Origin of the sequence: Ensifer adhaerens (assembly GCF_000697965.2) — a bacterium.
GTDB classification, from domain to species: Bacteria; Pseudomonadota; Alphaproteobacteria; order Rhizobiales; family Rhizobiaceae; genus Ensifer; species Ensifer adhaerens.
The window spans coordinates 3,341,839-3,368,333 of sequence record NZ_CP015880.1; the positions used below are offsets into that span (position 1 = coordinate 3,341,839).

Annotated in this window: 20 protein-coding genes and 1 pseudogene; 10 read left to right on the top strand and 11 right to left on the bottom strand. The window is 63.7% G+C overall.

Annotated features, from left to right (window positions below; genetic code table 11):
* Nucleotides 1–13 precede the first annotated feature (13 nt).
* Nucleotides 14–502 carry a (2Fe-2S)-binding protein gene (locus tag FA04_RS16280; protein WP_034802397.1) on the bottom strand — a complete coding sequence of 163 codons (489 nt, stop codon included), beginning with the start codon at nucleotides 500–502 and terminating at the stop codon, nucleotides 14–16.
* A gap of 430 nt (nucleotides 503–932) precedes the next feature.
* On the opposite strand from FA04_RS16280, the gene FA04_RS16285 reads away from it, so the two are divergent.
* The 4 genes and pseudogenes from FA04_RS16285 to FA04_RS16300 form a co-directional block, all read left to right on the top strand.
* A complete protein-coding gene (locus FA04_RS16285; protein ID WP_034802400.1) occupies nucleotides 933–1,190 on the top strand; it encodes a glycine zipper domain-containing protein in 258 nt (85 codons plus the stop codon).
* A 221-nt stretch (nucleotides 1,191–1,411) separates the two neighbouring features.
* On the top strand, nucleotides 1,412–2,641 hold the full coding sequence (locus FA04_RS16290) for an MFS transporter (RefSeq protein ID WP_034802403.1): 1,230 nt from the start codon (nucleotides 1,412–1,414) through the stop codon (nucleotides 2,639–2,641).
* Between the two features lie 257 nt (nucleotides 2,642–2,898).
* Entirely contained in the window at nucleotides 2,899–4,812 is a 1,914-nt protein-coding gene (locus FA04_RS16295) for an autotransporter assembly complex protein TamA (protein ID WP_082572989.1), read from the top strand.
* A 1,480-nt stretch (nucleotides 4,813–6,292) separates the two neighbouring features.
* Nucleotides 6,293–9,094: pseudogene (locus FA04_RS16300) on the top strand (translocation/assembly module TamB domain-containing protein); the annotation flags it as partial.
* 202 nt (nucleotides 9,095–9,296) lie between these two features.
* Here the strand turns inward: FA04_RS16300 and FA04_RS16305 are convergent.
* Complete coding sequence (locus tag FA04_RS16305) at nucleotides 9,297–9,791, bottom strand: MerR family transcriptional regulator (protein WP_051659627.1); 495 nt, start codon at nucleotides 9,789–9,791, stop codon at nucleotides 9,297–9,299.
* Between the two features lie 231 nt (nucleotides 9,792–10,022).
* Here FA04_RS16305 and FA04_RS16310 point away from each other — a divergent pair, with 231 nt between their 5' ends.
* Complete coding sequence (locus FA04_RS16310) at nucleotides 10,023–10,814, top strand: APH(3') family aminoglycoside O-phosphotransferase (RefSeq protein WP_034803077.1); 792 nt, start codon at nucleotides 10,023–10,025, stop codon at nucleotides 10,812–10,814.
* A 67-nt stretch (nucleotides 10,815–10,881) separates the two neighbouring features.
* Here FA04_RS16310 and FA04_RS16315 read toward each other — a convergent pair whose 3' ends face one another.
* Both FA04_RS16315 and FA04_RS16320 read right to left on the bottom strand, forming a co-directional pair.
* Nucleotides 10,882–11,364 (bottom strand): VOC family protein, encoded by a 483-nt coding sequence (locus FA04_RS16315; protein WP_034802409.1) that lies wholly within the window; start codon nucleotides 11,362–11,364, stop codon nucleotides 10,882–10,884.
* 111 nt (nucleotides 11,365–11,475) lie between these two features.
* The gene (locus FA04_RS16320) at nucleotides 11,476–11,910 is read right to left on the bottom strand and encodes an Lrp/AsnC family transcriptional regulator (RefSeq protein WP_034802411.1); all 435 of its coding nucleotides are present in this window, start codon (nucleotides 11,908–11,910) and stop codon (nucleotides 11,476–11,478) included.
* Between the two features lie 155 nt (nucleotides 11,911–12,065).
* On the opposite strand from FA04_RS16320, the gene rocF reads away from it, so the two are divergent.
* From rocF to FA04_RS16340, 4 genes are all read left to right on the top strand, one after another.
* Nucleotides 12,066–12,989 (top strand): arginase, encoded by a 924-nt coding sequence (gene rocF / locus FA04_RS16325; protein WP_034802414.1) that lies wholly within the window; start codon nucleotides 12,066–12,068, stop codon nucleotides 12,987–12,989.
* 137 nt (nucleotides 12,990–13,126) lie between these two features.
* Nucleotides 13,127–14,332, top strand: a complete 1,206-nt coding sequence (gene rocD, locus FA04_RS16330) for an ornithine--oxo-acid transaminase (RefSeq protein ID WP_034802416.1) — start codon at nucleotides 13,127–13,129, stop codon at nucleotides 14,330–14,332.
* Nucleotides 14,333–14,617: 285 nt separating this feature from the next.
* Entirely contained in the window at nucleotides 14,618–15,097 is a 480-nt protein-coding gene (locus tag FA04_RS16335) for a chemotaxis protein CheW (RefSeq protein WP_034803080.1), read from the top strand.
* Between the two features lie 421 nt (nucleotides 15,098–15,518).
* On the top strand, nucleotides 15,519–17,303 hold the full coding sequence (locus FA04_RS16340; RefSeq protein ID WP_034802419.1) for a methyl-accepting chemotaxis protein: 1,785 nt from the start codon (nucleotides 15,519–15,521) through the stop codon (nucleotides 17,301–17,303).
* A gap of 144 nt (nucleotides 17,304–17,447) precedes the next feature.
* Here the strand turns inward: FA04_RS16340 and FA04_RS16345 are convergent, their stop codons facing one another.
* From FA04_RS16345 to FA04_RS16375, 7 genes are all read right to left on the bottom strand, one after another.
* Nucleotides 17,448–17,681, bottom strand: a complete 234-nt coding sequence (locus tag FA04_RS16345; RefSeq protein ID WP_034802422.1) for a formate dehydrogenase subunit delta — start codon at nucleotides 17,679–17,681, stop codon at nucleotides 17,448–17,450.
* Nucleotides 17,671–18,510, bottom strand: coding sequence for a formate dehydrogenase accessory sulfurtransferase FdhD (gene fdhD / locus FA04_RS16350; protein ID WP_034802424.1), 840 nt, complete (start codon nucleotides 18,508–18,510; stop codon nucleotides 17,671–17,673). The genes FA04_RS16345 and fdhD overlap by 11 nt, the downstream gene beginning before the upstream one ends.
* Nucleotides 18,511–18,531: 21 nt before the next feature.
* A complete protein-coding gene (gene fdhF, locus FA04_RS16355) occupies nucleotides 18,532–21,411 on the bottom strand; it encodes a formate dehydrogenase subunit alpha (RefSeq protein WP_034802427.1) in 2,880 nt (959 codons plus the stop codon).
* Between the two features lie 10 nt (nucleotides 21,412–21,421).
* Complete coding sequence (locus FA04_RS16360; RefSeq protein WP_034802429.1) at nucleotides 21,422–22,978, bottom strand: formate dehydrogenase beta subunit; 1,557 nt, start codon at nucleotides 22,976–22,978, stop codon at nucleotides 21,422–21,424.
* Complete coding sequence (locus FA04_RS16365; protein WP_034802432.1) at nucleotides 22,975–23,454, bottom strand: formate dehydrogenase subunit gamma; 480 nt, start codon at nucleotides 23,452–23,454, stop codon at nucleotides 22,975–22,977. The genes FA04_RS16360 and FA04_RS16365 overlap by 4 nt, the downstream gene beginning before the upstream one ends.
* A 176-nt stretch (nucleotides 23,455–23,630) precedes the next feature.
* On the bottom strand, nucleotides 23,631–24,527 hold the full coding sequence (locus FA04_RS16370) for a LysR family transcriptional regulator (RefSeq protein ID WP_034802435.1): 897 nt from the start codon (nucleotides 24,525–24,527) through the stop codon (nucleotides 23,631–23,633).
* A gap of 204 nt (nucleotides 24,528–24,731) precedes the next feature.
* Nucleotides 24,732–25,499, bottom strand: coding sequence for an SDR family NAD(P)-dependent oxidoreductase (locus FA04_RS16375; RefSeq protein ID WP_034802437.1), 768 nt, complete (start codon nucleotides 25,497–25,499; stop codon nucleotides 24,732–24,734).
* Nucleotides 25,500–25,671: 172 nt separating this feature from the next.
* Between FA04_RS16375 and FA04_RS16380 the strand changes: the two genes are divergently transcribed.
* The gene (locus tag FA04_RS16380; RefSeq protein WP_034802440.1) at nucleotides 25,672–26,436 is read left to right on the top strand and encodes a DeoR/GlpR family DNA-binding transcription regulator; all 765 of its coding nucleotides are present in this window, start codon (nucleotides 25,672–25,674) and stop codon (nucleotides 26,434–26,436) included.
* The last annotated feature ends 59 nt before the right edge of the window (nucleotides 26,437–26,495 follow it).

A 26,495-nucleotide genomic window follows, 5' to 3' on the forward strand; every position in this document is an offset into this window, starting at 1 on the left:
CCCCGTTCTGCCGCTATTCTGCGGCCACACGGGCGCCGCTCATCTCGGCGGCGGCGGCAAGGATCGCTTTCACGATGTTGTGGTAACCGGTGCAACGACAGATGTTGCCTTCGAGCTCGGCGCGCACCGTCGCCTCGTCCAATTGACCCTGATGCCTGCGGATCATGTCGACGGCCGTCATCACCATGCCGGGCGTGCAGAAGCCGCATTGCAGGCCGTGATTGGCCTTGAAGGCCGCCTGCACCGGATGCAGTTCGCCATCGGCCGCCAGCCCTTCGATGGTGGTGATCGTAGAGCCTGCGGCTTGCGCGGCGAGGATGGAACAGCTCTTGACCGACTTTCCGTCCATATGGATGACGCAGGCGCCGCACTGCGAGGTATCGCAGCCGACATGGGTGCCGGTCAGTCCGAGATTTTCGCGTATGAATTGCACCAGCAATGTGCGGTCGTCGCAATGACCGCTCACCTGACGGCCGTTGACCGTCATTGTTACTTTCGCCATTTCGCTCCTCCGGGGTCGGTCAATGCCAACACGAGCGCGGCCGGAAAGTCGGGTGAGATGGTTCACGCGACTAGGGTACGCGCCAACTGATATCGATGCCCGTCGCCCACGGATCCGCTCCTCCGGATTTTCGCAGGCTTGTTTGTATCATTTGTCTTTTTTTGGAATGCCGCAACCGCCCCTGCCCGCCGAACGACAAAATTTTTCCACGCCGGTTGTGCCGAAGGGAACTGCCTTCATGTCCCGTTCAGGAACGATATCATTATCTTGCCGGCAGGAAGAAACCGCAGCGCTCCCGTAGACTTTCGATGGGGACCGCGTATTTTCCGAACCGCAAGTTCCGGTGGAGCGGGATGTTCCCGGCTTCGCCATCATCCACGGGACGGACTGAGCGATAGGCTTGAGATCCGTAGACATCGGAGAGAACAACATGAAGAAAGCCATCGCACTTGTGCTGGTCGCCCTGGCGGTCGCAAGCTGCACCCAGACGGAAAAGGGCGCCGGCATCGGTGCCGTTTCCGGCGCGATCATCGGCGGCGCTGTTACCGGCGACGTCCGTGGCGCTGCAGTCGGCGCGGCAATCGGCGGTGTTTCCGGCGCAGTCATCGGCAACGTCACCGAGCAGCCCGGCCAGTGCTACTATCGCGACCGCTACGGCCGCCGCTACATCGACTCCTGCCCGCGCTAAGGCGACAGGCAGCCTGCCGTCGGCTGCAGCTTGAGCCGCCCGACGGTCTGGTTTGATGTTTCCCCCTCACGGCTGACCGCCCTGAGGGGGTTTTTCGTTGCGGCAACCGCATCCTCTGCCGCACACAACGCGCAGCGGCCAACGAAGGCGCCGAAATCGGGTGGCAACCGCCGAAGCAATCTCGTCTGCTGACCTCGACGTTTCATGATCGAGGTTCTTCCATGCCAAACCCACCACGCGACACCCTGCCACCGGCCTTCAAGCGCATCGGCTGGTCCAACCTGTTCGCACAGTTTTCCGAGCAGATGGCGCTGGCCGCCGCTCCGCTCGCCGCCGTGCTTCTGCTCGCCGCAGGCCCTGCGGAAACCGGATGGCTGCAGATGGCGCAGACGCTGCCATTCCTTCTGCTCTCCATTCCCGCCGGTCTCGTTGCCGACCGCGCATCGCGGCGCAGGCTGATGGTCTCCTCGGAAATGCTGCGCGCGCTGTCGCTGGTTGCCACGCTGTTGCTGATGCTCGGCGGCCTGCTGTCGCTGCCGCTGCTCGCCGTCATGGGCTTCGTCGGCGCCATTGGCACGGTCTGCTACAATGTCGCCGCCCCAGCCCTGGTGCCGGCGATCGTGCCCCGTCACCAACTCGCCGACGCCAATCGCTGGCTGGAGCTCGCCCGCAGTCTCGCCTATTCCGGCGGACCGGCGATCGGCGGCGCGATCGTCGCATGGACCGGCGCATCGCTCGCCTATGTCGCCGCCACATCCCTGTCCCTTCTCTCTGTCGTCCTGCTCGCCGGCCTTGGCGACCAGCAGCAACCGACCGCTCCCAGGCGCAACCTCCTTCAGGATCTCGCCGAAGGCGCCCGGTTCCTGGGCGGCCACCCGCTGCTCAGGCCCATTCTGGTGACCGCCATCGTCTTCAACACGGCCTGGTTCGTGCTGCAGGCGGTCTATGTCGCCTATGCCATTCAGACCCTCGGGCTGACGGCGACCGGCGTCGGCATCACGCTTGGCATCTATGGCGCCGGCATGATGATCGGCGCCTTCGCAGCCCCCGCCATTGCGCGCCGGATCCCCTTCGGCCTGATGATCGCCCTCGGCCCGCTCGGCGGGTTGACGGCTGCGGCCGTGATGCTCTCGACCATCTGGATTCCCTCAGGCGCCCTTGCCGGTCTGAGCTTCTTCCTGTTCGGCGCCGGCCCGGTGCTCTGGTCGATCGCCACGCTCACTTTGCGGCAGGCCGTCACCCCCAATGCGATGCTCGGGCGCGTATCGGCCTTCATCACCACCGCCACCTTCGGCGCCCGGCCGATCGGTGCAGCGCTCGGCGCCGTCGTCGCCACACGCTTCGGCGTCGAGGCGTGCCTTGCCGTCGCAGCGGTCGGTTTCCTCATCCAGTTCCTCGTCATCATCGCTTCCGGCGTACCGCAATTGCGGGCGCTGCCCGAGGCCGCGTAGCGGCTCGATACAGCGGACAAGGCGGCATTTAAGCCTCCCAAAAGGCGCAGCGCCCTGCTGGTTGTCGGCGGTGGTTGTGCTGCGCCGACAACATTTCCGCGCTTTTTCGACGGAATCGGCACCGAAATTCGGCATCAGGGGTGGATGCAGCGGATCGTCATCGTTAACAGATGGAAAACCTTAGGCATGCGATAGTGACCCAGCCGCATAAGCAGGCAGTTTGTATTGGGTCGCCTGAAGACGGGATGCGGAAGCGAATGTCCCCACCACGGTCGAGTATTGCGTACTGGAAGGCAGCGACTTCGCTTGCTGTTGCCTTTTCGTGCGCGCTCGGCCCGCTTTCCGCCGAGAAGGCCTATGCCTTCAAGCTCTTCGGCATGAAGTTTTTCGAGAGCGACGAGGAAGAGGCGCCGGTCATCGACCCGGTCAACTATACCCTCACCTTCGACGCCGGCACCGAAGACAAGGAACTGAAGGAAGCGCTGGAAAACAGCTCGCAGCTCGTGCAGGGCCAGGAAAAGCCTGTCTCCGGCGATCTTGGCCTGGCAATTCGGGCGCGTGACGACCGCGACCGGCTGCTTGCCGCACTCTACGAAAAGGCCCGCTACGGCGGCACCATCGCGATCCGCATCAACGGCCAGGATATCGACAGTCTGCCGCCGGATCCGTCTTTCCCGGATGGCAAGCCGATTCCGGTCACCGTCACCGTGACGCCGGGTCCGGTCTTCAACGTCGGTTCCGTCAAGTTCGAAGGCGATGCGGCCGGTTTCAGTCCCGCTGATTACGGCCTGCCCGGCGGCGCGCGTGCCGATTCCACCTTGATCATCAAGGCCGGCGAAAAGGTCGTGAACGATCTGCGCGAGCAGGGTCGCCCCCTGGCCAAGCTCACCGAACGCAGCGCTGTCGCCAACCACGCCAACTCGACCGTCGACATCGTCATCGGCGCCAGCGGCGGCCCGGTTGCCCCAGTCGGCGAAGTCAGCGTCGACGGAACGAAGACCGTCGACCCGGGTTTCGTGCGCGACTACTCACGCCTCAACGAAGGCCGTCCCTATTCGCCCGCGGACATCCGCAAAGCCTCCGAGCGCCTGCGCCAGCTCGGCGTCTTCTCGAGCGTCACCATCAAGGAAGCCAATGCGCTTTCGCCCGATGGATCTCTCCCGATGAAGATCGAGGTGTCCGAAGGCAAGCACAAGTATTTCGGCTTCGGCGCCCAGGTCTCGACCACCGACGGCCTCGGGCTTTCGGGCTACTGGGGACACCGCAACCTTTTCGGCCGCGCCGAATCGCTGCGCATCGAAGGATCGGTCGACCGCATCGGCGAGACCAAGGAACTGGACAAGCTCGACTATTCGGTTGGCATCCTGTTTGCCAAACCCGGTGCCTTCGGCCCGGCTTCCACCTTTACCGCGAGCGTCAAGGCCAACATCCAGGACCCAGACGCCTACCGCGCCAAGATCCTGACGGCAGCGGCCGGCGCCACCTTCGAGCTCTCGGACACCGACACCGTCTCAGGCGGCGGCGAGCTCAGCTGGGCCAACATCGACGACGCCTTCGGCTCGAACTCCTATCTGACGGCCGCGATCCCGCTCGAATATGTGCGCGATACCCGCAACGACAAGCTGAACGCGACCGAAGGCTACCGGGCGATGATCAACGCCAAGCCGAGCTACGAAATCAAGGGGCAGACCTTCTTCTCGTCCTTCGAAGCCTCGGCATCCGGTTACCATGCGCTCGGCGACGAGAAGCGCTTCGTGCTTGCCGGCAAGATCGGCGCCGGCATACTCGTCGGCGGCAGCGGGCTCGAAGACATTCCTGCCAACCGCCGCTTCTACCTCGGCGGTGGCGGCTCGGTACGCGGCTATTCCTACCAGGAGATCGGCCCGCGCAATTCCGACAACGAGGAGACCGGCGGACGTTCCTATGTCAACGCCTCGCTCGAAGCCCGCATCGCCATCACCGACACGATCGGGGTTGTTCCCTTCATCGACGCCGGTACGGTGTCTGCGAAGACGACGCCGGATTTCTCCGACATCCGCGCCGGCGCCGGCATCGGCCTGCGTTACGCCACGCCCTTCGGCCCGATCCGCCTCGACTTTGCCGTTCCGCTTAACAAATATCCCGGCGGCACCAAGTACGGCATCTATGCCGGTATCGGCCAATCCTTCTGATCCGGGCCGTTTCTTCCATCAGAACCGGCAAATCGCCGCCATTGCCGGATAGTTTCTGCCGGCGGAGATTCCGCTTGGGAGCAACTTGCGTTATGGGTAGATCATGAATCAGGTCGTCCGCTTCCTTCGCGCGACGCTGCGCTATGGCCTTCGTGTGCTTGGCGTGATTGCGGTCGTTGCCCTTCTTCTCGTCGCCTTCGTGGGCTTCACCACACCCGGCGCAAGGCTCGTCGCCTGGGCAATCGAGAAGTATGCGGCAACCCCTGACCAGATCGTGCGGATCGCCGATCCGAGCGCGCTGTTGACCGGCAAGTTCACGGCCGGAAGCATCACGCTGTTCGATGGCGAGGGCGTCTATGCCGAAGTGCGCGACCTCGATCTCACCTGGTCGCCCGCCGCCCTTCTCTCCTTCCGCTTCGAAGCCGCGGCGCTCTCGGCCGGCTCGGTGCGCGTCGAGCGCCTGCCGATCCCCTCCACCGAGACCAAGGAAGTCCGCTCGACCTTTGCGCTTCCCGTCGACGTCAAGATCGACGCGATCGATCTCAAGGAGATCATCATCGGCAAGGCGATCGCCGGCGAGGACCAGTTCCTGACCGCCAGCGGCAAGGTGAACGCGACCAACGAAAGCATCGCCCTTCAGCTTGCGGCCGCCCAGCGCGACCGGCCGGAAGCGCGCGCGGTTGCCGATATCGTCTTCAATCCGGCAGGCAACGAGCTGAAGCTCGAGGCGACCGTGGACGAGCCCAACAACGGCGTGCTGGCAAAGCTGCTTCGCCTGCCCAACGAGCCCGCAGTCAACATCAAGCTGACCGGCGAAGGCCCGCTTTCCGACTGGGTCGGCAGCGCCACGGCCGCACTCGACGGCAGCGAAATTCTCAAGCTCGACGGTCGCCACGTCCAGACGCCCGACGGAATGCACCGGCTGACCGTTAACGGCGGCGGCGGTTTCGGCTCGCTGATGCCGCCGGCGCTGCGCCCGATGTTCGAGGGTGACACCAGTCTCGACATCGCCGCCGCGTTCAACGACCAGGGGCTGGTTCAGGTCGACAAGGCTCATGTGACAACGGGCGCGCTCTCCTTTGCCGCTTTCGGTACTTACGACAGCAAGGGCGAGAACAACCTCAAGGCCAGGCTTGCCGGCACCAACGGCCCTGTCGACTTCCGCTGGCCGCTGCAGAAGGGTGAAGCGCAGGCCAAGATCAATGCCGTCGATTTCTCGCTGATCGGCGACGCGCAAGCCGCGATCCTCGATCTCACCGCAGACGTCACCTCCCTGGCGGTGCCCGACGTGGCGCTTGGCGCAGTCAAGCTTTCGGCACGCAGCGACGGCTTCAATCTCCAGGCGCAATCCGGTCCGGTGAAGGCGGCAATCGAGGTGGGCGAAGCCGGCTTCAACGACCCCAACCTCGCCCGCCTGGTCCAGGTGCCGCTGAAGGTGGACGCAATCCTCTCCGTGACGAAGGAAAACATCGCCTTCAACCCGGTGACGATCGAAAGCCCCGGTATCGGCGGTTCGCTCACCGGCGCCTTTTATCGCGACGAGAACACGGTTTTCGCGGCCTTCAAGCTCTTCGCCATTCCGGACGCGTTGCCGCCGGCGGCCGCCGCGAAATTCGATGGCACGATCGCACTCTCGGGCGAAGTGAAGACGGCAACCGACGGCGGCGTCACCGTGGAGGGCCTCGAGCTCAAGTCGGGCACGATCGAGGCCGCCGGCACCGTTGCGCTCGCGCAGAGCAACCTGACGGCCGACCTTAGGGGTACCCTGCCTGATCTCGGCAAGCTGCTTGCCGATGCCAAGGGCAAGGCCGACTTTACCGCCGCCGTGACCGGCCCGCTTTCGGAACTCGGCATCAAGGCCGAGTTGACGTCGAGCGGCGCGACACTGGCCGGACGCACGCTCAGCGACCTCAACGTCAAGGCCGACGCCAAGGCCAACCCTTCGAGCCCGCAGGCAAGCCTGACGGCGACCGGTGCACTCGACGGCCAGGCCATCGACGTCAAGGCCGACGTCGTCTCGAAGGATGGCCAGACCGCAATCCCGGTGCTCGAGGCCAGGATCGGCGAGAACAAGCTGACCGGGGCAATCAGCTTCACCCCCGATTTCAAGCCGGACGGCACGGTCAGCTTCGACCTGCCCGATCTCGGCCTCTTGGCCGCCATGGCCGGGCAGAAGGCCTCCGGCGACCTCAACGGCTCGGCGGCCATCAAGACCCAAAACGGCATCACCTCCGTCGTCGTCAAGGCCGGCGGCAGCGGCATCAAACGCGACCAGCTGACCATCTCCAGGCCGACCGCCGACATCACCATCGCCGACCTCGCGGCCCTGGCGATCAAGGGCAGCATCCGCGCCGAAACGGTGGCGCAGGGCGAAAACCGTGTTTCCGGACTTGCCGTCGATTTCGAGCAACGAGCCGGCCGCACCGGTTTTGCCGTCGACGGCAAATTTGACGGCGGACCGCTGACGGTGAAGGGCGACCTTGCGAGCGCCAAGGGCCGCACGGAAATCCGCCTCGCATCCTTTGGCGCAACGCCGAAGGGCATTGCCCTGAAACTGGCGCAGCCGACGGTGATTGCCATCGAAAGCGGCACCGTCCGTCTCAACGCGCTGACGATCCAGGCATCGAAAGGTACGATCGCCGTCAACGGCACGGCTGGCGAAAAGCTCGACATCACTGCGAAGCTCAACGCCCTGCCCGCAGCACTGGTCAACGCCTTTGCGCCGGATCTTGGCGCCGAGGGCACGATCGCCGGCACCGTCGATGTCGAGGGCGCAGCGTCTGCCCCGGTCGTCGCCTACGACCTCAAATGGTCGGGCGCCTCGCTCGCGGCAGCCCGCACCGCGGGCGTTGCGGCCTTCGATGTCACGGCGGACGGCAATTTTGCCAACAACAAAGTGACGCTCGATACGACGCTTTCGGGCGCCGGCGGACTTTCCTTCAAGGGCGGCGGCAATGTCGACATCGGCGGCAACATGCCGATCGCGATGAAGTTCAGTGGCAACGTCCCCTTCGCCCTCATCGCCAACCTGATGGCGGAGAAAGGCTTCACGCTGACGGGCCAGGCAAATGTCGATGTGGCAATCTCCGGTTCCGCGAAGGCGCCGCAGATCGCCGGCACGATCACCACGTCAGGCGGGCGCCTCGTCGACGTGCGTCGCAACCTGGCGCTCAACGACCTGACCGCCAATGTCGCGCTCGATGGCAAGCAGGCGACGATCTCCAGGCTCTCGGCCAATCTCGCGACCGGCGGCTCGGTCGAAGCCAGCGGTACCGTCGGCACCGTACCCGGTTCCGGCTTCCCGGCCAACCTGACGATCAAGCTGAACAACGCGACCTACGTCGATGGCACCCTGTTCAACGCCAACGTTGCCGGCGAGATGACCTTGACCGGTCCCCTGGTCGCGACCCCGACGCTCGGCGGCAAGGTGACGATCCGCAAGGCATCGATCACCATTCCGGAGAAGTTGCCGACGTCGCTTTCGGCCATCGACATCAAGCACAAGAATGCGCCGCCCAAGGTGCGGAAGATGGTCAAGGACCTGCGCAAGGACGAAGTGCCGGCCGCAGGTGCCAATGCCAGCGGCGTGATTGCCTTCGATCTCGGCGTCAACGCCCACCAGATCTTCGTGCGCGGCCGCGGCATCGACGCGGAGCTTGGCGGCGACCTGACGATCCGTGGCACCGCCGTGCAGCCAATTGTTTCCGGCGGCTTTGAGATGCGTCGCGGACGGCTCGAAATCCTCGGCAAGCGCCTGACCTTCACCGACGGCAATATCGGCTTTGGCGGTGACCTGATCCCGACGCTCGACCTCAAGGCGACCTCCAGCGTCGGCGCGACCACCATCACCGTCGCGGTCGCGGGCCTCGCCAACAATCCGCAGATCGCCTTCTCTTCCTCCCCGGCGCTGCCGCAGGACGAAATCCTGGCGCAGTTGATCTTCAACCGGTCGCTGTCAAACCTCTCGGCCTTCCAGATCGCCCAGCTCGCCTCGGCCGTCAGCCAGCTTGCCGGTGGCGGATCGACCTCGCTGCTCGACGGCCTGCGCAACAAGCTCGGCGTCGACGATCTCGACGTCACCACCGACGAGAATGGCGGCGCCTCCGTGCGCGCCGGCAAGTATCTCAACGACCGCACCTATATCGAGCTGCAGCAGGGCTCCGATTCCGCCTCCAGCAAGGCGGTCATCAATCTCGATGTCGGCAAGGGCGTGAAGCTCAAGGGCTCGGCCGCCGGCGACGGTTCGGCCTCGGGCGGCGTCTTCTTCGAAAAGGAATATTGAGCGGCGGCGGGCGTAAACACGCCTGTCCCGCCCGCATGACAAGGAAGCCGGTGGGTCGATCGCGATCCACCGGCTCCAGAGCCCCTGTGTTGCCCGCTCGACAGCAAACTCACTATGGTCTTTTGGAGGCACCGGCGGCGTCTGAAGCCGTGATCGGTCGCATGTCATCGGCGCGGAGCGCGCTGCCCTTCTTGCGCCTGTTTCAGGCCCAGCCATTCTCGGGGACGAAGGAGACCTCGCGGCGTGGGCGCGTCAGCTCGTAGCGGTTCCATGCGACGGCGTCAGGTGACAGGCCGGTCATCTCGGTTTTTCGGGCGAGCATGAGGAGTTCGTCGATCGACAGGGCATCGCCGCGCTCGATCTTCTGGAGCGCCGCATCGATCAAGGACAGGCTGTGTTCGACACGGTCGCGCAGGTCCAAGAACGCCGATTGCTGGACGGCTAGCGTTTGTCCGAGGGCCGGCGCAGTACCGGCGAGCATTTCGGTAATCCGGGTGAGGCTAAGGCCAAGCCGCCTCAAAGCCATGATTTCGGTCAGCCGCGCGATTTCGACCGCACCATAGAGCCGCCACTTCTTCTCCGTCCGCCGCGGCGTGATCAGGCCGCGGTCCTCATAGACCTTGAGAGCGCGGATGGTAAGGCCAAGACGGTCGGCGCATTCGGCCGCCGACAGCAGTTCATTGTGGTTCACGCCCATGAGCACCTCTTCGAAACACTTCTAAAAAGGTGACTTTGCGGTCGACCCGAGCGGGCTTTGCGAAGCTTTGATGGAGATTTGGCGAAGACGCACCGTGAAAGGCGATTTACCGGCACGCGCCGTCAAAACTTGCGGGACCGCTCCGTGGAAATGCCACTTTGCCAAACCTACATCGGCATCCAGGCGCGACCGCGCGCCCCGTTGTTTCATTCCTTTTTTCAGGTGATTGCCTTGCCCTCTTCTTTTCCGCGTCCCGAACTGCCCGAACCATTCCGCCCTCTTGTCGCTGGCTATCAGTGGAACCGTGATCTGCTCGGGCAATCCGACTCGAGCATCTTTCTTCTAAAGGCGCCCGATCGACCCATGCTGGTGCTGAAGCTCGAGGAAGCCGGCCCGTTCAGCGAGTTCGTCGACGAGGCGGCGCGGCTTGATTGGCTGGCATCAAAGGACTTGCCCTGCCCGCGGGTGATCGCTCGTGCCTTCGGCGCGGAGACGAACTGGCTGCTGCTGCAAGCAGTGCAAGGGACGGACCTCGCCTCCACGACGCTCTCGCCCAAGGACCAGATCGTCATCCTCGCGGACGCGCTGAAGCAACTGCATGCGCTGGATATCGCCAACTGCCCCTTCGATCACCGGATCGAAGAGCGCATCGCCATCGCGAAGGCGCGCACCCAGGCAGGCGTGATCGATGAAAGCGACTTTGACGAGACGCGGCTCGGCCGAACGGCGGCGGATCTCTTTGCCGAACTGCAGGCGCGCGTGCCCCAACCCGGCGAACTCGTCGTCACCCATGGCGACGCCTGCCTGCCGAACATCATCGAGAAGAACGGCCGGTTTTCCGGCTTCATCGATTGCAGCCGGCTGGGCGTCGCCGACCCCTACCAGGACATCGCTCTTGCCTGCCGCAGCATCGTCCACAATCTCGGCGAGGAGTGGGTTCAGCCGTTTCTGACCCGCTATGGCCTCGACAAGGACGATTCGGAGAAACGTGACTTCTACTGCCTGCTCGACGAGTTCTTCTGATCGTCAGGCAGCAGGCATAAAATCCACCCAGAGCACATGCCCGGGCAGCGAAAGGGCCCGCAACGCCTCAGGCGGCGTTGCGGGCCTCGATGCTCAGATCGACGACGTCGGCATCTTCCATAGCGTTGAACAACGCCCAGATGTGGCCGAAGGGGTCGATGAAGGCGCCGACGCGATCGCCCGTCGACAAGGTTTCGGCCGCATTGCGAAGGCTTGCGCCTGCGCCGATCGCTCGGCCGATGACGCGATCGACGTCGCGCACATGCAGCTCCAGGATCACCGCCGTGGTGCCGAGCGCATGCGGCGAGCGCGGCCCGCCGAGCTTGGGTTCCGCATCGCGGCGCGGATTGGCCCCGGCAATACGGAACACCGATTCCCCGATCCTCAGATCCGCACTCGTCAGAATGCCGCTCGGCCATTCATGCCTTTGCAGCAGTTCGGCGCCGAGTGCTTCGCGATAGAAGGCGATGGCGCGATCCTCGTCGCCATGCCTGACGAACAGCTTCACACAGATCTGCCGATCGGCAAGCCTGCCGCCATTGGCAACCATGACATCCTCCATCTTGGGTGAGGCGGCCATCATAGCGAAGTACTAGAACAAAGCAAGAACAATTCGACTCTGAGAGGCAATTTCCTCACCGCTTCGGGCGGCCAGAAATGCTCAGAACGCCCCGGTCATCTTACTGGTTTTCAACAGGATATTCGTCTCCGTAACGGTGATGCCGTCGATCAGGCGGATGCGCCGCAGCGTTTCGTCGAAAGAGACGAGATCGCGGTCCTGAAGCTCGGCGATGAAGTCCCAGCGGCCATTGGTGCTGTGCAGCGCCCGCACCTGCGGCAGTCCGCGCAATTGCTCGGCGACACGATCGGCCATCTTGCCGTGCACCTCGATCATGACCACGGCGCGCACCCCGGAGGTCGGGATTTCGGCACCGGTGCGGATGGTGAAGGCGGCGATCGTACCATTGGCCACCAGCCTGTCGATACGGGCCGCCACCGTCGCCCGCGACACGCCCGTCATTTCCGATAGCGTCGAAACGGGAATGCGCGCATTCTGGCGCAGAGCGCTTATCAGCGCCTGGTCGAGATCATCCATAGCCTGCCACTTTGTAAAATCGGACTTAGCAATCTATCGAATCTAGCTCACTAATCGGCAGTTTTCCATCTTTTTGCTGACGCCCATTTTGGCCATAATCCACACATCCCGGACTGGGTCACATCGGAATTATCTTGAGAAGGAATCGGGCGGACATGACGACTATCACGCTGATCGGCGCACCCATCGAGGAAGGTTCTGGACGACGCGGCGCGGCCATGGGTCCGACGGCCCTGCGCATCGCCGGCATCGACACGGTGCTGCGCGATCTCGGCCATACGGTTCACGACGAAGGCGACGTCAAGCCGCTGCCGGCGCGCGATCTCGCCAACCATCCCGGCGCCAACAACCTGCAGATCGTCGCAGCCTTCGCCCGCGCCCTGCATGATTCCGTGCACGACACCGTGCGCAAGGGCCATTTCCCGATCATTCTGGGTGGCGACCATGCGCTTTCGATGGGCAGCGTCTCCGGCATGGCGCGCCATGCCGCAGACGTCGGCCGGCCGCTGTTCGTGCTCTGGCTCGACGCCCATGCCGACTTCAACTCGCCGTCGACCTCGCCCTCCGGCAACATGCACGGCATGCCGGTCGCCTTCTTCTGCGGCCAGGCCGAATTCGCCCCGATCCTGCCGTCGGACCGTCCGCTCGTCGATCCGAAGAAGGTCTTCCAGGTCGGTATCCGCTCGGTCGACGACCGCGAGCGCGAAGAGATCACAGAACATGGCGTGCGCGTCTTCGACATGCGCGCCGTCGACGAACTCGGCATGGCTCACATCATGCGCCAGATCCTCGAAGAGGTCCGCGCCGCCAATGGCCTGCTGCATGTCAGCCTCGATGTCGATTTCATGGATCCAGAACTGGCGCCCGGCGTCGGCACCACCGTTCCGGGCGGCGCCACCTTCCGCGAGGCGCACCTGATCATGGAAGTGCTCTGGGAAAGCGGGCTCGTTTCCTCGCTCGACGTCGTCGAGCTCAACCCCTTCCTCGACGATCGCGGCAAGAGCGCGCGCATCCTGGTCGAACTGACGGCGAGCCTCTTCGGCCGCCGTGTTCTCGACCGGCCGACCCGCAGCGCCTAGATCACGGAGATCTTGGGTCGACTGGATCCAAGATCATAAGCGTGAACGGCTCTCATAAGTCTAAGCGGGATGCGGGCGGAAAACCGCGCACACTTTTCCTCTTCCCGCTCAGACAAAGAAACACCGGAGGACGATATATGAACACGACGGCTGCCCTGATCGAAACCGAATACCGGCTCGGCGCCCATAACTACAAGCCGCTCGACGTGGTGCTTTCGCGCGGCGAAGGTGTCTATGTCTGGGATATGGAAGGCAACCGCTACCTCGACTGTCTCTCGGCCTATTCTGCCGTGAACCAGGGCCATTGCCACCCGAAGATCCTGAAGGCGATGATGGAGCAGGCGCAGAAGCTGACGCTGACCTCCCGCGCCTTCCGCAACGATCAGCTGGCGCATTTCTACGAAGAGATCGCTGCGCTGACCGGCTCGCACAAGGTGCTGCCGATGAACTCCGGCGCCGAAGCCGTCGAGACCGCCGTCAAGGCCGTGCGCAAGTGGGGCTACGAGGTCAAGGGCGTGGCCGAGAACAAGGCCGAGATCATCGTCTGCTCCAACAACTTCCACGGCCGCACCATGGGTATCGTCGGTTTCTCGACCGATCCGGACGCCCGCACCGGCTTTGGCCCGTTTGCGCCGGGCTTCAAGGTCGTACCCTTCGGTGACATCGACGCCTTCCGTGCGGCGATCAACGAAAACACCGTCGCCTTCCTGGTCGAGCCGATCCAGGGCGAAGCCGGCGTCATCGTCCCGCCGGTCGGCTACTTCACGACGGTGCGCGAGCTCTGCACCAAGCACGGCATCACGCTGATCCTCGACGAGATCCAGACCGGGCTTGGCCGCACCGGCAAGCTGCTTGCCGAAGAGCATGAGGCGATCGAAGCCGACGTGACGCTGATCGGCAAGGCTCTGTCCGGCGGCTTTTATCCGGTCTCTGCGGTGCTTTCGAATTCCGAAGTGCTCGGCGTCTTGAAGCCCGGCCAGCACGGCTCGACCTTCGGCGGCAACCCGCTTGCCTGCGCCATTGCCCGCGCGGCGCTGAAGGCGCTGACCGAGGAAGGCATGATCGAGAACTCGGCAAAGATGGGCGAGCGCTTCCAGAAGGGCCTCACCGACATCCGTTCCAACATCATCAAGGAAGTGCGCGGTCGCGGCCTGATGCTGGCGGTGGAACTGGTGCCGGAAGCCGGCGGCGCGCGCAAGTATTGCGAAGCGCTGAAGCAGCTCGGCATCCTTGCCAAGGACACCCACGGCGACACGATCCGCATCGCGCCGCCGCTCGTCATCACCGCCGAGCAGGTGGATTGGGCGGTCGAACAGTTTGCCAGGGTTCTCGCCTCCGCTTGATCGCAAATCGCTTCCGCCCCGGGGTCACGCCCGGGGCGAGATCTTCGTAAGCACTTGCAAAAGCAAGTCTTAACGAATCCCGGCCTATAGTCCTTTCCCAAAGCGCAAAGCGGTTCCTCCGCGCATGATGCAGCTGCGCCCTGCCGGATGTGATCGGCGGACTGGAAGGATCTCTCCTTTACGGATCATTGACCGCGCCTGATGCGCCGTCAGCCATGCGGAGAGATCTGGAGTATGGCGGTGTCGCGCCCAGAGGCGTCGACCGGAAAGCTGGAAGGACCTTCGATGACAAGCACACTCAGGACGGCCGGGTTCGACGGCGAGACGCTGGAAATCATTGCGTTCCGCCTCCACGATCAGGAATTCTGCGTCAAGACGACGACGATCCGTGAAATCCGCGGCTGGGCGCCCTCGACGCCTATCCCGCATTCGCCGCCGGAAGTGATCGGCGTCATGAACCTGCGCGGCACGGTGATCCCGATCATCGACCTCGCCCACAAGCTCGGCATGAAATCGACCACCGCCAACGAGCGCAGCGCCATCGTCGTCGCCGAAGTGCACAACATGGTCATCGGCCTCGTCGTCGACCGCGTGTCGGATATCCTCACGGTCCAGGGCAGCCAGGTGCAGCCGGTGCCGGAAGTGACGGCCTCCTTCGACAAGAGCTTCGCCGAAGGCATCATCGCCAACGAAACCGGCATGATCTGCTTCCTGAACCTTGCCCGCATGTTCAAGGAACGCGAGGTCGAGGAACTGGCCGCCTAAAGCAACAGCTCAGCGATATTCAAGGCCGTCCGACGTCTCGTCGGGCGGCTTTTTTGTTGGTTATTTGCTCAGCCAGAGGGCAATACTTTAGAAAAACAGGAGAAACTAATTCAACTAAAATTGGGATCTACGAGTTCTTACAACTGAAATTTGATAGTTGCTATTTTAACACCTGCTTAATAGTCCTATCACTAACCTAGATTGCATAAACACGGCGCCTGGGCATGAAGCCCGCCAGTTCGAACTCCCCTCACGAAGCACTAAATCGCTGACCCGGTGGGCCGGCGCGGGACGACCAGACATGTTTCGGCAGGCCGGCATTTGTCTTAGTCCGGGAGTTTGCGCCGCTTCGGCTCCGCAAACCCTGTCAAAGAAGGCACGAAGCCCCCGGCTTGAGCCAACAAACGAGAAGAGGGTTACAATGTTCGCTCTCGGAAAAATTGCAGACGCGAACCAGATCATCGCCGCGCTCTCGAAGTCGCAGGCTATCATCCAGTTCGACCTGACCGGCAAGATCCTGACCGCCAATGAGAATTTCTGCCAGGCACTCGGTTACAACCTCAGCGAAATCGTCGGGCAGCACCACCGCATGTTCTGCCCCGCCGACTACGCCCAGACGCAGGAATACCGCGACTTCTGGGCCCGGCTCGGCCGCGGCGAATTCGACGCCAATGCCTACAAGCGTGTCGCCAAGGGCGGCCGCGAAATCTGGATCCAGGCGACCTACAACCCGGTGCTTCGGGGCGGCAAGCCCTACAAGGTGGTCAAGTTCGCAAGCGACATCACTGCCGCCAAGGCAAGGGCCACGGAAGATGCCGGCAAGCTCGACGCGATCTCCCGCTCCCAGGCTGTAATCGAATTCACCCCATCGGGCGAGATCCTGACCGCCAACGAAAACTTCTGCGCCGCGCTCGGCTACAGCCTCCAGGAAATCCAGGGCAAGCACCACAGCATGTTCTGCGAGCCCAACTATGCCCGCACCGCCGAATATGCCGACTTCTGGAAGCGGCTCGCCGCCGGCGAGTTCTTCTCCAACGAGTTCGTGCGCTACGGCAAGGGTGGCAAGGAGATCTGGATCCAGGCGGCCTATAACCCGATCCGCGACTTCAGCGGCAAGGTCTACAAGGTCGTCAAGTTCGCGACCGATGTCAGCGAGCGCATGAGCGCCATCAACAGCCTCGGCGCGGGCCTGCGGGCGCTCGCCGAAGGCGATCTGACGCGCAACCTCGACACGCCCTTCGTACCAAGCATGGAAGCGGTGCGGATCGACTTCAACGATGCCACCGCAAAGCTGCGCGGGGCGATGCGAACCGTCGGCGACAATGCCAGCGCGATCGCCTCCGGCGCCCGCGAGATCCGGGCCGCCGCCGACGACCTGTCGAAGCGCACCGAGCAACAGGCCGCTTCCGTGGAAGAGACCGCCGCAGCGCTCGACGAGATCACCACGACCGTCTCGGACTCCAGCCGCCGCGCCGAGGAGGCCGGAGGCTTGGTCGCCAAGACCAAGGCCGGTGCCGAACGCTCCGGCAATGTGGTCAAGAGCGCGATCGGCGCCATGGACCAGATCGAACAGTCGTCACGCGAAATCTCCAACATCATCGGCGTGATCGACGACATCGCCTTCCAGACGAACCTTTTGGCGCTGAACGCCGGCGTCGAGGCGGCGCGCGCCGGTGAAGCCGGCAAGGGCTTCGCCGTCGTCGCCCAGGAAGTGCGTGAACTGGCCCAACGCTCCGCCAGTGCCGCCAAGGACATCAAGTCGCTGATCGGCACCTCGACCGAACACGTCAAGAACGGCGTGTCGCTGGTCGGCCAGACCGGGGCGGCGCTTGAGGAAATCCTCGTCCAGGTCCAGGAGATCAACGCCAACGTCTCGGCGATCGTGGAAGCGGCACGGGAACAGTCGACCGGCCTCAAGGAGATCAACCAGGCGGTCAACTCGATGGACCAGGCGACCCAGCAGAACGCCGCGATGGTCGAGGAAAGCACGGCCGCAAGCCACGCCATGGCCCGCGAGGCCGAAGCCCTGCACGAACTGCTCCGCCAGTTCCGCTACGGCGAGCAGGCCCAGGTCGTCGACGCGAACCGCCACCTCGAAGATCGCGCGCAGCCATCACGCCTGCATGCCACCGCCCGCGCCATGCGCGGCGGACAACGAACAAGCCTGGCCGCGGCACCGGCCGCGGATGGCTGGCAGAATTTCTGAGCGCACATCCCTGCACCCCGCGCTCGGGAATGGGGAAGGCGGCGACCGGTAGCCGCCTTCCCTTAAATCTTTTCAGGAGAGTGCCCGCTTAGGAAAACACTCTCGATGAGCGCGCAGAAAGCGCTGGCGGGTAAGGAATGCAGGCTAGGCCGCTTCCGGACGTTTGATCTTTGCGGCCGCCTCCAGCACCAGCGGCGTCAGCCCCTCGCCGCCATTGTCGATATGCTCGAACAATTTGCGCCGCATGCGCGGCTCCCAGTACTTGTTGATATGGGTGGCAACGCCCTGCGCCGCCTCGCTCTCGGGCTGGCTCTTGAAGAAGGTGGCGATCTGGTTCGCCATATAGATCAGCTTGGCGTTGGTATTGTCATGCGACATCGACGGCAGCTCCGGACTTGATGCGTTCGGCATGGGTGAAAATCTCGAATTCGTCGCCGCGCACGAGCGCAATCAGCGTCATGCCCGCAGCTTCCGCCGTGCGAATGGCAAGCGCCGTCGGCGCCGAAATGGCGATGATCACAGGGCTGCCGACGACTGCCGTCTTCTGCACCATCTCGACGGACACGCGGCTGGTGACGACCACGGCGCCCTCGCTGCCCTTGAAGCCGGCGCGTGCGGCGGCACCGACCAGCTTGTCGAGCGCATTGTGGCGGCCGACATCCTCACGCACAGCGATCAGCCCGCGGCCCGGCACATAGAAGGCGGCACCGTGCACGGCGCGCGTTTCGAAATGCAGCGGCTGCTGGCCATTGAGCAGCGCTACGGCCGAAACCACGTCCTCCTGCGACAACGTCAGTCTCGAACGGGAAACGTCCGGCGTCGGCCGTACCGCCTGCTCGATCGATTCGATGCCGCAAAGACCGCAACCGACCGGCCCCGCCATGTGCCGTCGGCGTTGACGCAGCATGTCGTTCTCTTCGTCCTGAAGCACGATCTGCAAGTCGATGCCGAGATTGCCGGCGACCGTCTCGGAGACGACCTCGACCGTTTCAATCTGGCCGGGATCGGTAATGATGCCTTCGGTCAGGCTGAAGCCGACGGCGAAATCCTCGAGATCGCCGGGCGTCGCCATCATCACCGCATGGGTCGAACCACCATAGCTGAAAGCGACCGGCGTCTCCTCCGGCACGGCGCGCGCACCGTCCCGAAGCGCGCCGTTGCGGCGGGCGGCCTCGGGAACGGTCTTGGATGTCCTAAACGTCGCCATGATCGGTCGCAGCGAAAGGCATTACTCCGCCGCCTCCAGCTTACCGGAAATCCGGCGCGACTGGCGGGCCTGCTCGTCATAGTCGACCTGCCAGTCCGACGGGCCGTTCGACGGCATCACTTGCACCGCCGTCACCTTGTATTCCGGGCAGTTGGTGGCCCAGTCGGAGAAGTCGGTGGTGATGACGTTTGCCTGCGTCGTCGGGTGGTGGAAGGTGGTGTAGACGACGCCGGGCGCGACGCGATCGGTGATCAGCGAACGCAGGGTCGTCTCGCCGGCGCGGCTTGCGAGCCGGATCCAGTCGCCATCACGGATGCCGCGCTGCTCGGCGTCGTGCGGGTGGATCTCCAGCCGGTCTTCCGCATGCCAGACGACGTTGTCGGTGCGTCGCGTCTGGGCGCCGACATTGTACTGGCTAAGGATGCGGCCGGTCGTCAAAAGCAGCGGGAAGCGCGGGCCGGTGCGTTCATCCGTCGCCACATATTCGGTGCGGATGAACTTGCCTTTGCCACGCACGAAACCGTCGATATGCATGATCGGCGAACCCTCAGGATGCGCCTCGTTGCAGGGCCACTGCACCGAGCCCATCTTTTCGAGATAATCGTAGGAAACCAGCGCGAAGCTCGGCGTCGTCGCGGCGATCTCGTCCATGATCTCGGACGGATGGCGGTAGTTCCAGTTGAGGCCCATGGCCTGGGCGAGCTTCTGCGTGACCTCCCAGTCGGCATAACCGTTCTTCGGCGTCATCACCTTGCGCACGCGGTTAATGCGGCGCTCGGCATTGGTGAAGGTGCCGTCTTTTTCGAGGAAGGTCGAACCGGGCAGGAAGACGTGCGCGTAGTTGGCCGTTTCGTTCAGGAACAGGTCGTGCACGACGACGCATTCCATCGCGGCGAGGCCGGCTGCCACATGCTTGGTGTCCGGGTCGGACTGCAGGATGTCCTCGCCCTGGATGTAGAGCGCCTTGAAGGTGCCGTCGACCGCGGCATCGAGCATGTTGGGGATGCGCAGACCCGGCTCGTTGGAGATCTCGACGCCCCAGAGCTTCTCGAAGGTCTCGCGGGTGGCATCGTCGGAGATGTGACGGTAGCCCGGCAGCTCGTGCGGGAACGAACCCATGTCGCAGGAACCCTGCACGTTGTTCTGGCCGCGCAGCGGGTTCACGCCGACGCCCGGCCGACCGATATTGCCGGTGACCATGGCGAGGTTGGCGATCGCCATGACCGTCGTCGATCCCTGGCTGTGCTCGGTGACGCCGAGACCGTAATAGATCGCGCCGTTGCCGCCGGTGGCATAGAGCCTGGCCGCGCCCCGCACGAGATCGGCCGGCACGCCGGTATAGGCTTCGGTCGCCTCCGGGCTATGGTAGGGCTCGGCGACGAAGGCGGCCCAATCCTCGTACTCCGACCAGTCGCAGCGCTCGCGGATGAACTGTTCGTTGGCGAGGCCTTCGGTGACGATCACATGGGCGATCGACGTCAAGATCGCGACGTTGGTGCCGGGCTGGAGCGGCAGGTGATAGGCGGCCTCCACATGCGGCGAGCGCACGATGTCGGTGCGGCGCGGATCGATGACGATCAGCTTGGCGCCTTCGCGCAGCCGCTTCTTCAGTCGCGAGCCGAAGACCGGATGGCCGTCGGTCGGGTTGGCGCCGATGATGACGGCGACGTCGGTGAACTCGACACTGTCGAAGTTCTGCGTACCGGCCGAGGTCCCGAAGGCCTGGCCGAGGCCGTAGCCGGTCGGCGAATGGCAGACGCGGGCGCAGGTATCGACATTGTTGTTGCCGAAGCCGGCGCGCACCAGCTTCTGCACCAGATAGGTCTCTTCATTGGTGCAGCGCGACGAGGTGATGCCGCCGACGGAATCGCGGCCGTACTGATACTGGATCCGCCGGAACTCGGAGGCCACATGCGCGTAAGCCTCCTCCCAGGTGACCTCGCGCCAGGGATCGGAGATCTTCTCGCGGATCATCGGGTTGAGGATGCGGTCCTTGTGGTTGGAATAGCCGTAAGCGAAGCGGCCCTTGACGCAGGAATGGCCGCGATTGGCCTGGCCATCCTTCCACGGCACCATACGCACCAGTTCCTCGCCGCGCATTTCCGCCTTGAACGAGCAGCCGACGCCGCAATAGGCGCAGGTCGTCACTTCGGAATGTTCGGGCTGGCCGATCTCGATCACCGACTTTTCGATGAGCGTCGCCGTCGGGCAGGCCTGGACGCAGGCGCCGCAGGAGACGCATTCCGACGACATGAAGTCTTCCGCCATCCCGGCCGAAACGCGGCTGTCGAAACCGCGGCCGCCGATCGTCAGCGCGAAGGTGCCCTGCACTTCCTCGCAGGCGCGCACACAGCGCGAGCAGACGATGCATTTGGCCGGATCGTAGGTGAAATAGGGATTGGACTCGTCCTTCGGCATCCACTTGGCGTTGATCTCGCCATTGTTGCGCGCCGTGACGTGGTTCTCGCCCTCATAGCCGTAGCGCACGTCGCGCAGGCCGACTGCGCCGGCCATGTCCTGCAGCTCGCAATCGCCATTGGCAGCACAGGTCAGACAGTCGAGAGGGTGGTCGGAAATGTAGAGCTCCATCACCCCGCGGCGCACGTCCTTCAGCCGCGGCGTCTGGGTGGAGACCTCGATACCGGCTGCAACCGGCGTCGTGCAGGAGGCCGGCATGCCGGCGCGTCCCTTGATCTCGACGAGACAGAGCCGGCAGGAGCCGAAGGCATCCATCATGTCGGAAGCGCAGAGCTTCGGCACTTCTATGCCGGCATCCATCGCCGCGCGCATGATCGAAGTGCCCTCGGGCACGGTGACCTCGCGTCCGTCGATCGTCAGCGTCACCAGTTTTTCGGACTTGGAGGCCGGAGTGCCGTAGTCGATTTCATGAATGAGAGACATGGTCTTTTCCTCACTCCGCCGCTTGAACGCGCGGTGCCGGCTGAAAATCATCCGGGAAATGGGTCATGGCGCTCATGACCGGATAGGGCGTGAAGCCGCCAAGGGCGCAGAGCGAACCGAACTTCATCGTGTTGCAAAGATCGGCGAGCAGTTCGCGGTTCTTCTCCGGCTCGATGCCAGCGGCGATCCTGTCGGTCACCTCGACACCGCGCGTCGAACCGATGCGGCAGGGCGTGCACTTGCCGCAGCTTTCTACCGCGCAGAATTCCATCGCAAAGCGCGCCTGGTGCAGCATGTCGACGGTGTCGTCGAAGACGACGATGCCGGCATGGCCGATCAGACCGTCACGCGCGGCAAAGGCTTCGTAGTCGAACGGCGTATCGAACAGGGCACGGGGAAAATAGGCGCCGAGCGGACCGCCGACCTGCACGGCCTTGACCGGCCGGCCACTCGCCGTGCCGCCGCCGATGTGATCGATGATCTCGCCGAGCGCCAGGCCGAAGGCGGTTTCGTAGAGACCGGCATGCTTGACGTTGCCGGCGATCTGGATCGGGATCGTGCCGCGCGACCGGCCCATGCCGAAGTCGCGGTAATAGGCGGCGCCCTTGTCCATGATGATGGGGACGGAGGCGAGCGAGATCACGTTGTTGATCACGGTCGGACAGTCGAAGAGGCCCTTGTGCGCGGGAAGCGGCGGCTTGGCCCGCACGATGCCGCGTTTGCCTTCGAGGCTATTGAGCAGCGCCGTTTCCTCGCCGCAGACATAGGCACCTGCGCCCTCGCGCACTTCCATATCGAAGGCCCGACCGGAACCGAGCACCGAGGTGCCGAGCACGCCGGCCTTGCGGGCGATCTCGATCGCCTCAGCCATCGCCGCGATCGCATGCGGGTATTCGGAGCGGGTGTAAATGAAGCCCTTGGTCGCGCCGGTCGCGATGCCGGCGATCGCCATGCCCTCGATCAGCACGAAGGGATCGCCTTCCATGATCATCCGGTCGGCAAAGGTGCCGCTATCGCCCTCGTCGGCGTTGCAGACGATGTACTTCCGATCACCCGCCGCATCGAGAACGGTCTTCCACTTGATGCCGGTCGGAAAGCCTGCGCCGCCACGGCCGCGAAGGCCGCTTTCGGTCACCTGCGCGACAATGTCCTGCGGCGCCATGGCAATGGCATTGCGCAGACCGGCGAGCCCGCCATGGGCCTGGTAATCGTCGAGCGAAAGCGGATCGATGATACCGCAGCGGGCAAAGGTCAGCCGCGTCTGCTGCTTCAGGAAGGGGATCTCCTCGGTCTTCCCGAGACAGAGGGCATGATCGCCGCCGTCGAGCAGGGCGGCATCGAGCAGTGAGGAAACGTCATGTGCCTTGACCGGGCCATAGGCAACGCGGCCGTCAGCCGTTTCCACCTCGATCAGCGGCTCCAGCCAATGCATGCCGCGCGAACCGTTGCGCACGATCGTGGCGTCGAGGCCGCGTGCGCCGATCGCCTCGGCCATGGCCTTGGCTACCTTGTCGGCGCCGAGCGCCACGGCCGCGGCGTCCCGCGGAATGTAGATCTTTGCGGTCATCGACGCGCCTCCTGAACGAGCGCTTCGAGATCGGCGGCATCGACCCGGGCATGCACCTCTCCGTCCAGCATGGCGGAGGGTGCGCAGGAACAGAGCCCGAGACAGTAGACCGGCTCCAGCGTCACCGCGCCATCCGGGGTCGTCTGGTGAAAATCGATGCCGAGCAGCCGCTTCGCGCGCTCGGCCAGCTGGTCGCCGCCCATCGACTGACAGGCTTCGGCGCGACAGAGCTTCAGCACGTGGCGCCCCGCGGGGTGATCGCGGAAATCATGGTAGAAGCTCATCACCCCATAGACTTCGGCGCGCGAGAGGTTGAGTTCGCGGGCAATCACCGGAAGACATTCCTGCGGCACATAGCCGAACTCTTCCTGCAGTTCGTGCAGGATCGGCAGCAAGGGCCCTTCCAGCCTCTTCAGCTCCTCGACGATGGCGAGCGTGGTTTCCGCGATATCGGCGCGCGGCTGATGGATGTTCAACGGGAGCCCTCCCGGCTCATGGGCGAGGCGGCAGCACCCGAAACGGACGACCGGCCCAGCCGACATTTCACTTCTGGCGAAGGCCGTTCCTCGGCGGTCTCCGGCCATGATCAAAAAGCTTCGCGCTTATGGCCGCATGGGTCAATAAGGCTGTTCCGTCGATCGATAGAAAAAATCTATCGAGCCTGATTTCGCTCGCCGAGAATGCGTGCTTCGTGCAGCAAGGCCGACACCAGCGGCGTAAACGGCTCACGATGCGTCGCAACCAGGCCGACCGTGTGACGAGCGTCCGGATCGACGATCGGGATCATCCGGATATCTTCGTGAAAACCGAATGATTTCGCGACGTTGAATGGCATGATGCTGGCCCAGCGGCCGGTGCGCACATGCGAAAAAAGCACGATCATCGAGTTCGATTCGAGCGTCGGTTTGGCGACGGCACCGGCCTCCGAAAAATGCTGGTTGATGATGCGGCGGTTCTGCATATCGGCCGTCAATAGACAAAGCCGAACGTCGCTAACCTCTTTCCACGTCACGCTTTCCCGCTCCGAAAGCGGTGTTCCGGCGGCGGTGACGAGGTGATAGCGCTCGACCTGGAGCGGAACGCTCGTCACCCGGCCGAGCGGCTCGTTCTCCAGATAGGTGAGCCCCGCATCGATCTCGAGATTTTCGAGCAGCGCCAGGATCTGCACCGACGTCGTCGAGAGCACGGAAAAGGTGACATCAGGGTGCTTTTCCTGGAATGGCGCCGTGATCATCGGCACCATGGCAAGTGTCGTCGGCACCGCGGCCAGCCGGATATGGCCAGAAAGACCCTTGCGCGCCGCCCGCATCTCCTCACGCATGGTGCGGGTATCGCCGACGATGCGCCGCGCCCATTCGAGTACGCGCTGGCCCTCGGGCGTCAGGCCCTGAAAGCGCGACCCGCGGCTGACGAGCATGACGCCGAGCTGATCCTCAAGCTGGCGGATGGCCGCCGACAGCGTCGGTTGCGTCACCCCACACTCCTCCGCCGCGCGACCAAAATGCCTTTCGCGGGCGAGAACGAGGAACATTTCCAGCTTGTCGATCATGTCCGGCCTTCAGTTGTTGTGGCTCTGCCCCTCACCCTAACCCTCTCCCGCTCGCGGGACGTGGCGCTTCGCGAGGTCGCCCCTTCATGATGCAGGCCCCGAATGGAGTGGGGGACGCGAGCGGGCGCCGCAGCCTTCCTTCTCCCCGCAAGCGAGGAGAAGGTGCCGGTAGGCGGATGAGGGGCAGCCGACTTCATCTACCGCTCAAACGATCAGCTGCCCGCCATTCACCTCCAGCACCTGCCCGGTGATGTAACCCGACAGCGCGTGCGAGGCGAGGAAGAGATAGGCGGGCGCGCAGTCTTCCGCCGTCCCGAGCCGACCAAGCGGAATGGTCTTGCGGGTCGCCTCCAGCTTCTCCGGCGATGAGTAGCGCTCGTGGAATTCGGTGGTGATCGTCCCCGGCGAAACGCAGTTGACACGGATGCCATCGGGCGCGAGTTCCCGCGCCAAGGCCTTGGAATAGGTGGAAACGAACGCCTTCGTCGCCGAATAGATCGACGATCCGGCGCTGCCGCCGGTAACCGCAGAGATCGAGACGGTGTTGACGATCGCCGGATGCGTACCCTTGCGCAACAGCGGCAGCATCGCCCGCGTCATCTCGACGACCGCGGTCTGGTTGAGCTGGACGACGGTCTGGTACTGCTCGTCGGACAGCTCCGCCGCCGGGAAGCGGCCGACCATCGTGCCGGCATTGTTGATGAGGATATCGATGCTCTCGAAGCGGCTGCGCACCACGTCGGCCAGCCCCTCGACACCATCCGGCGCGAGAAAATCCGCCGTCGCCACATAGGCCCGGCCTTCCGTCGCCGCAGATTCGAGAAAATCGGGCAGGTCGCCGATCGACCGGCCGGCATGGACGAGTACATGCGCGCCACAATCCAGGAACTGCCGGGCAACCTCGAGCCCGATGCCGCGCCCGGCACCGGTGATCACGACGGTCATGCCCTTGAACAAGGCCGGATGAAACATGTCTTTCCCCTCTTCACTCCTAAGGCAGGGTCGCCTATCGCCGTAGCGAATGCAACGCGCGCCGACACCCTGGACCCGCTGCGAAAGCGATTTCGCCGCAAACGCCGATTCTGAAATTGCGCGGCTTTCGTTTTTGCATATTATGAAACAAAACGAAAATGGGGAGGATGGAATGTATTTGACCGGTCGGCAGGAGGAGATCCTGGAACTGGCAAAAAGCGAGGGCCGGGTACTGGTCGAGGAGCTGGCGCAGCGCTTTTCTGTCACGCCGCAGACCATCCGAAAGGACCTGAACGACCTCTGCGACGCCAAGATCCTGAACCGCATTCATGGCGGCGCGATCTTCCCGAGCGGCAAGGAAAACGTCAAATACGACGCCCGCCGCCAGATCGCGGCACCGGAGAAACAGGCGATCGGCAAGGCCGCCGCCGAACTCATCCCCGACAACGCGTCGCTGTTCATCAATATCGGCACCACCACCGAAGCTGTGGGCGAGGCCCTGCTCGACCACAAGGAATTGATGGTCATCACCAACAACATCAATGTCGCCAATCGCTTACGCGTTTTCCCCTCGATCGAGGTGGTGATCACCGGCGGCGTCGTGCGCGGCTCGGACGGCGGCATCGTCGGCGAGGCCGCCGTCGATTTCATCAAGCAGTTCAAGGTCGACTTCGCCGTCATCGGCGCCTCGGCGATCGACCATGACGGCGCGCTGCTGGATTTCGATTTTCGCGAAGTGAAAGTCGCCCAGGCGATCATCGCCAATGCGCGCCATGTCATTCTGGTTTCCGACTCGACCAAATTCGAAAGAACCGCGCCTGTTCGCATCGGCCATATATCGCAGGTCCAGACCTTCATCACCGACCGCTGCACGCTCGAAAACGTCAGGAAAATCTGTGTTGAACAGGACGTTCGCCTGATCGAAACCGACGCCTGACACGGGAGATTTAGCCACCCCTAAAGATTCGGGGAGCATTCGTTTGACATTCGATATGT

Bases quoted from the DNA above. Each gene is read 5' to 3' on its own strand.
- FA04_RS16345 (WP_034802422.1), bottom strand. From the start codon at position 17,681: ATGTCGCATGACAATACCAACGCCAAGCTGATCTATATGGCGAACCAG.
- FA04_RS16280 (WP_034802397.1), bottom strand. From the start codon at position 502: ATGGCGAAAGTAACAATGACGGTCAACGGCCGTCAGGTGAGCGGTCAT.
- FA04_RS16290 (WP_034802403.1), top strand. From the start codon at position 1,412: ATGCCAAACCCACCACGCGACACCCTGCCACCGGCCTTCAAGCGCATC.
- rocD (WP_034802416.1), top strand. From the start codon at position 13,127: ATGAACACGACGGCTGCCCTGATCGAAACCGAATACCGGCTCGGCGCC.
- fdhD (WP_034802424.1), bottom strand. From the start codon at position 18,510: ATGGCGACGTTTAGGACATCCAAGACCGTTCCCGAGGCCGCCCGCCGC.
- FA04_RS16360 (WP_034802429.1), bottom strand. From the start codon at position 22,978: ATGACCGCAAAGATCTACATTCCGCGGGACGCCGCGGCCGTGGCGCTC.
- fdhF (WP_034802427.1), bottom strand. From the start codon at position 21,411: ATGTCTCTCATTCATGAAATCGACTACGGCACTCCGGCCTCCAAGTCC.
- FA04_RS16320 (WP_034802411.1), bottom strand. From the start codon at position 11,910: ATGGATGATCTCGACCAGGCGCTGATAAGCGCTCTGCGCCAGAATGCG.
- FA04_RS16380 (WP_034802440.1), top strand. From the start codon at position 25,672: ATGTATTTGACCGGTCGGCAGGAGGAGATCCTGGAACTGGCAAAAAGC.
- FA04_RS16315 (WP_034802409.1), bottom strand. From the start codon at position 11,364: ATGGTTGCCAATGGCGGCAGGCTTGCCGATCGGCAGATCTGTGTGAAG.
- FA04_RS16305 (WP_051659627.1), bottom strand. From the start codon at position 9,791: ATGGGCGTGAACCACAATGAACTGCTGTCGGCGGCCGAATGCGCCGAC.
- FA04_RS16370 (WP_034802435.1), bottom strand. From the start codon at position 24,527: ATGATCGACAAGCTGGAAATGTTCCTCGTTCTCGCCCGCGAAAGGCAT.
- FA04_RS16335 (WP_034803080.1), top strand. From the start codon at position 14,618: ATGACAAGCACACTCAGGACGGCCGGGTTCGACGGCGAGACGCTGGAA.
- FA04_RS16285 (WP_034802400.1), top strand. From the start codon at position 933: ATGAAGAAAGCCATCGCACTTGTGCTGGTCGCCCTGGCGGTCGCAAGC.
- FA04_RS16375 (WP_034802437.1), bottom strand. From the start codon at position 25,499: ATGTTTCATCCGGCCTTGTTCAAGGGCATGACCGTCGTGATCACCGGT.
- FA04_RS16340 (WP_034802419.1), top strand. From the start codon at position 15,519: ATGTTCGCTCTCGGAAAAATTGCAGACGCGAACCAGATCATCGCCGCG.
- rocF (WP_034802414.1), top strand. From the start codon at position 12,066: ATGACGACTATCACGCTGATCGGCGCACCCATCGAGGAAGGTTCTGGA.
- FA04_RS16295 (WP_082572989.1), top strand. From the start codon at position 2,899: ATGTCCCCACCACGGTCGAGTATTGCGTACTGGAAGGCAGCGACTTCG.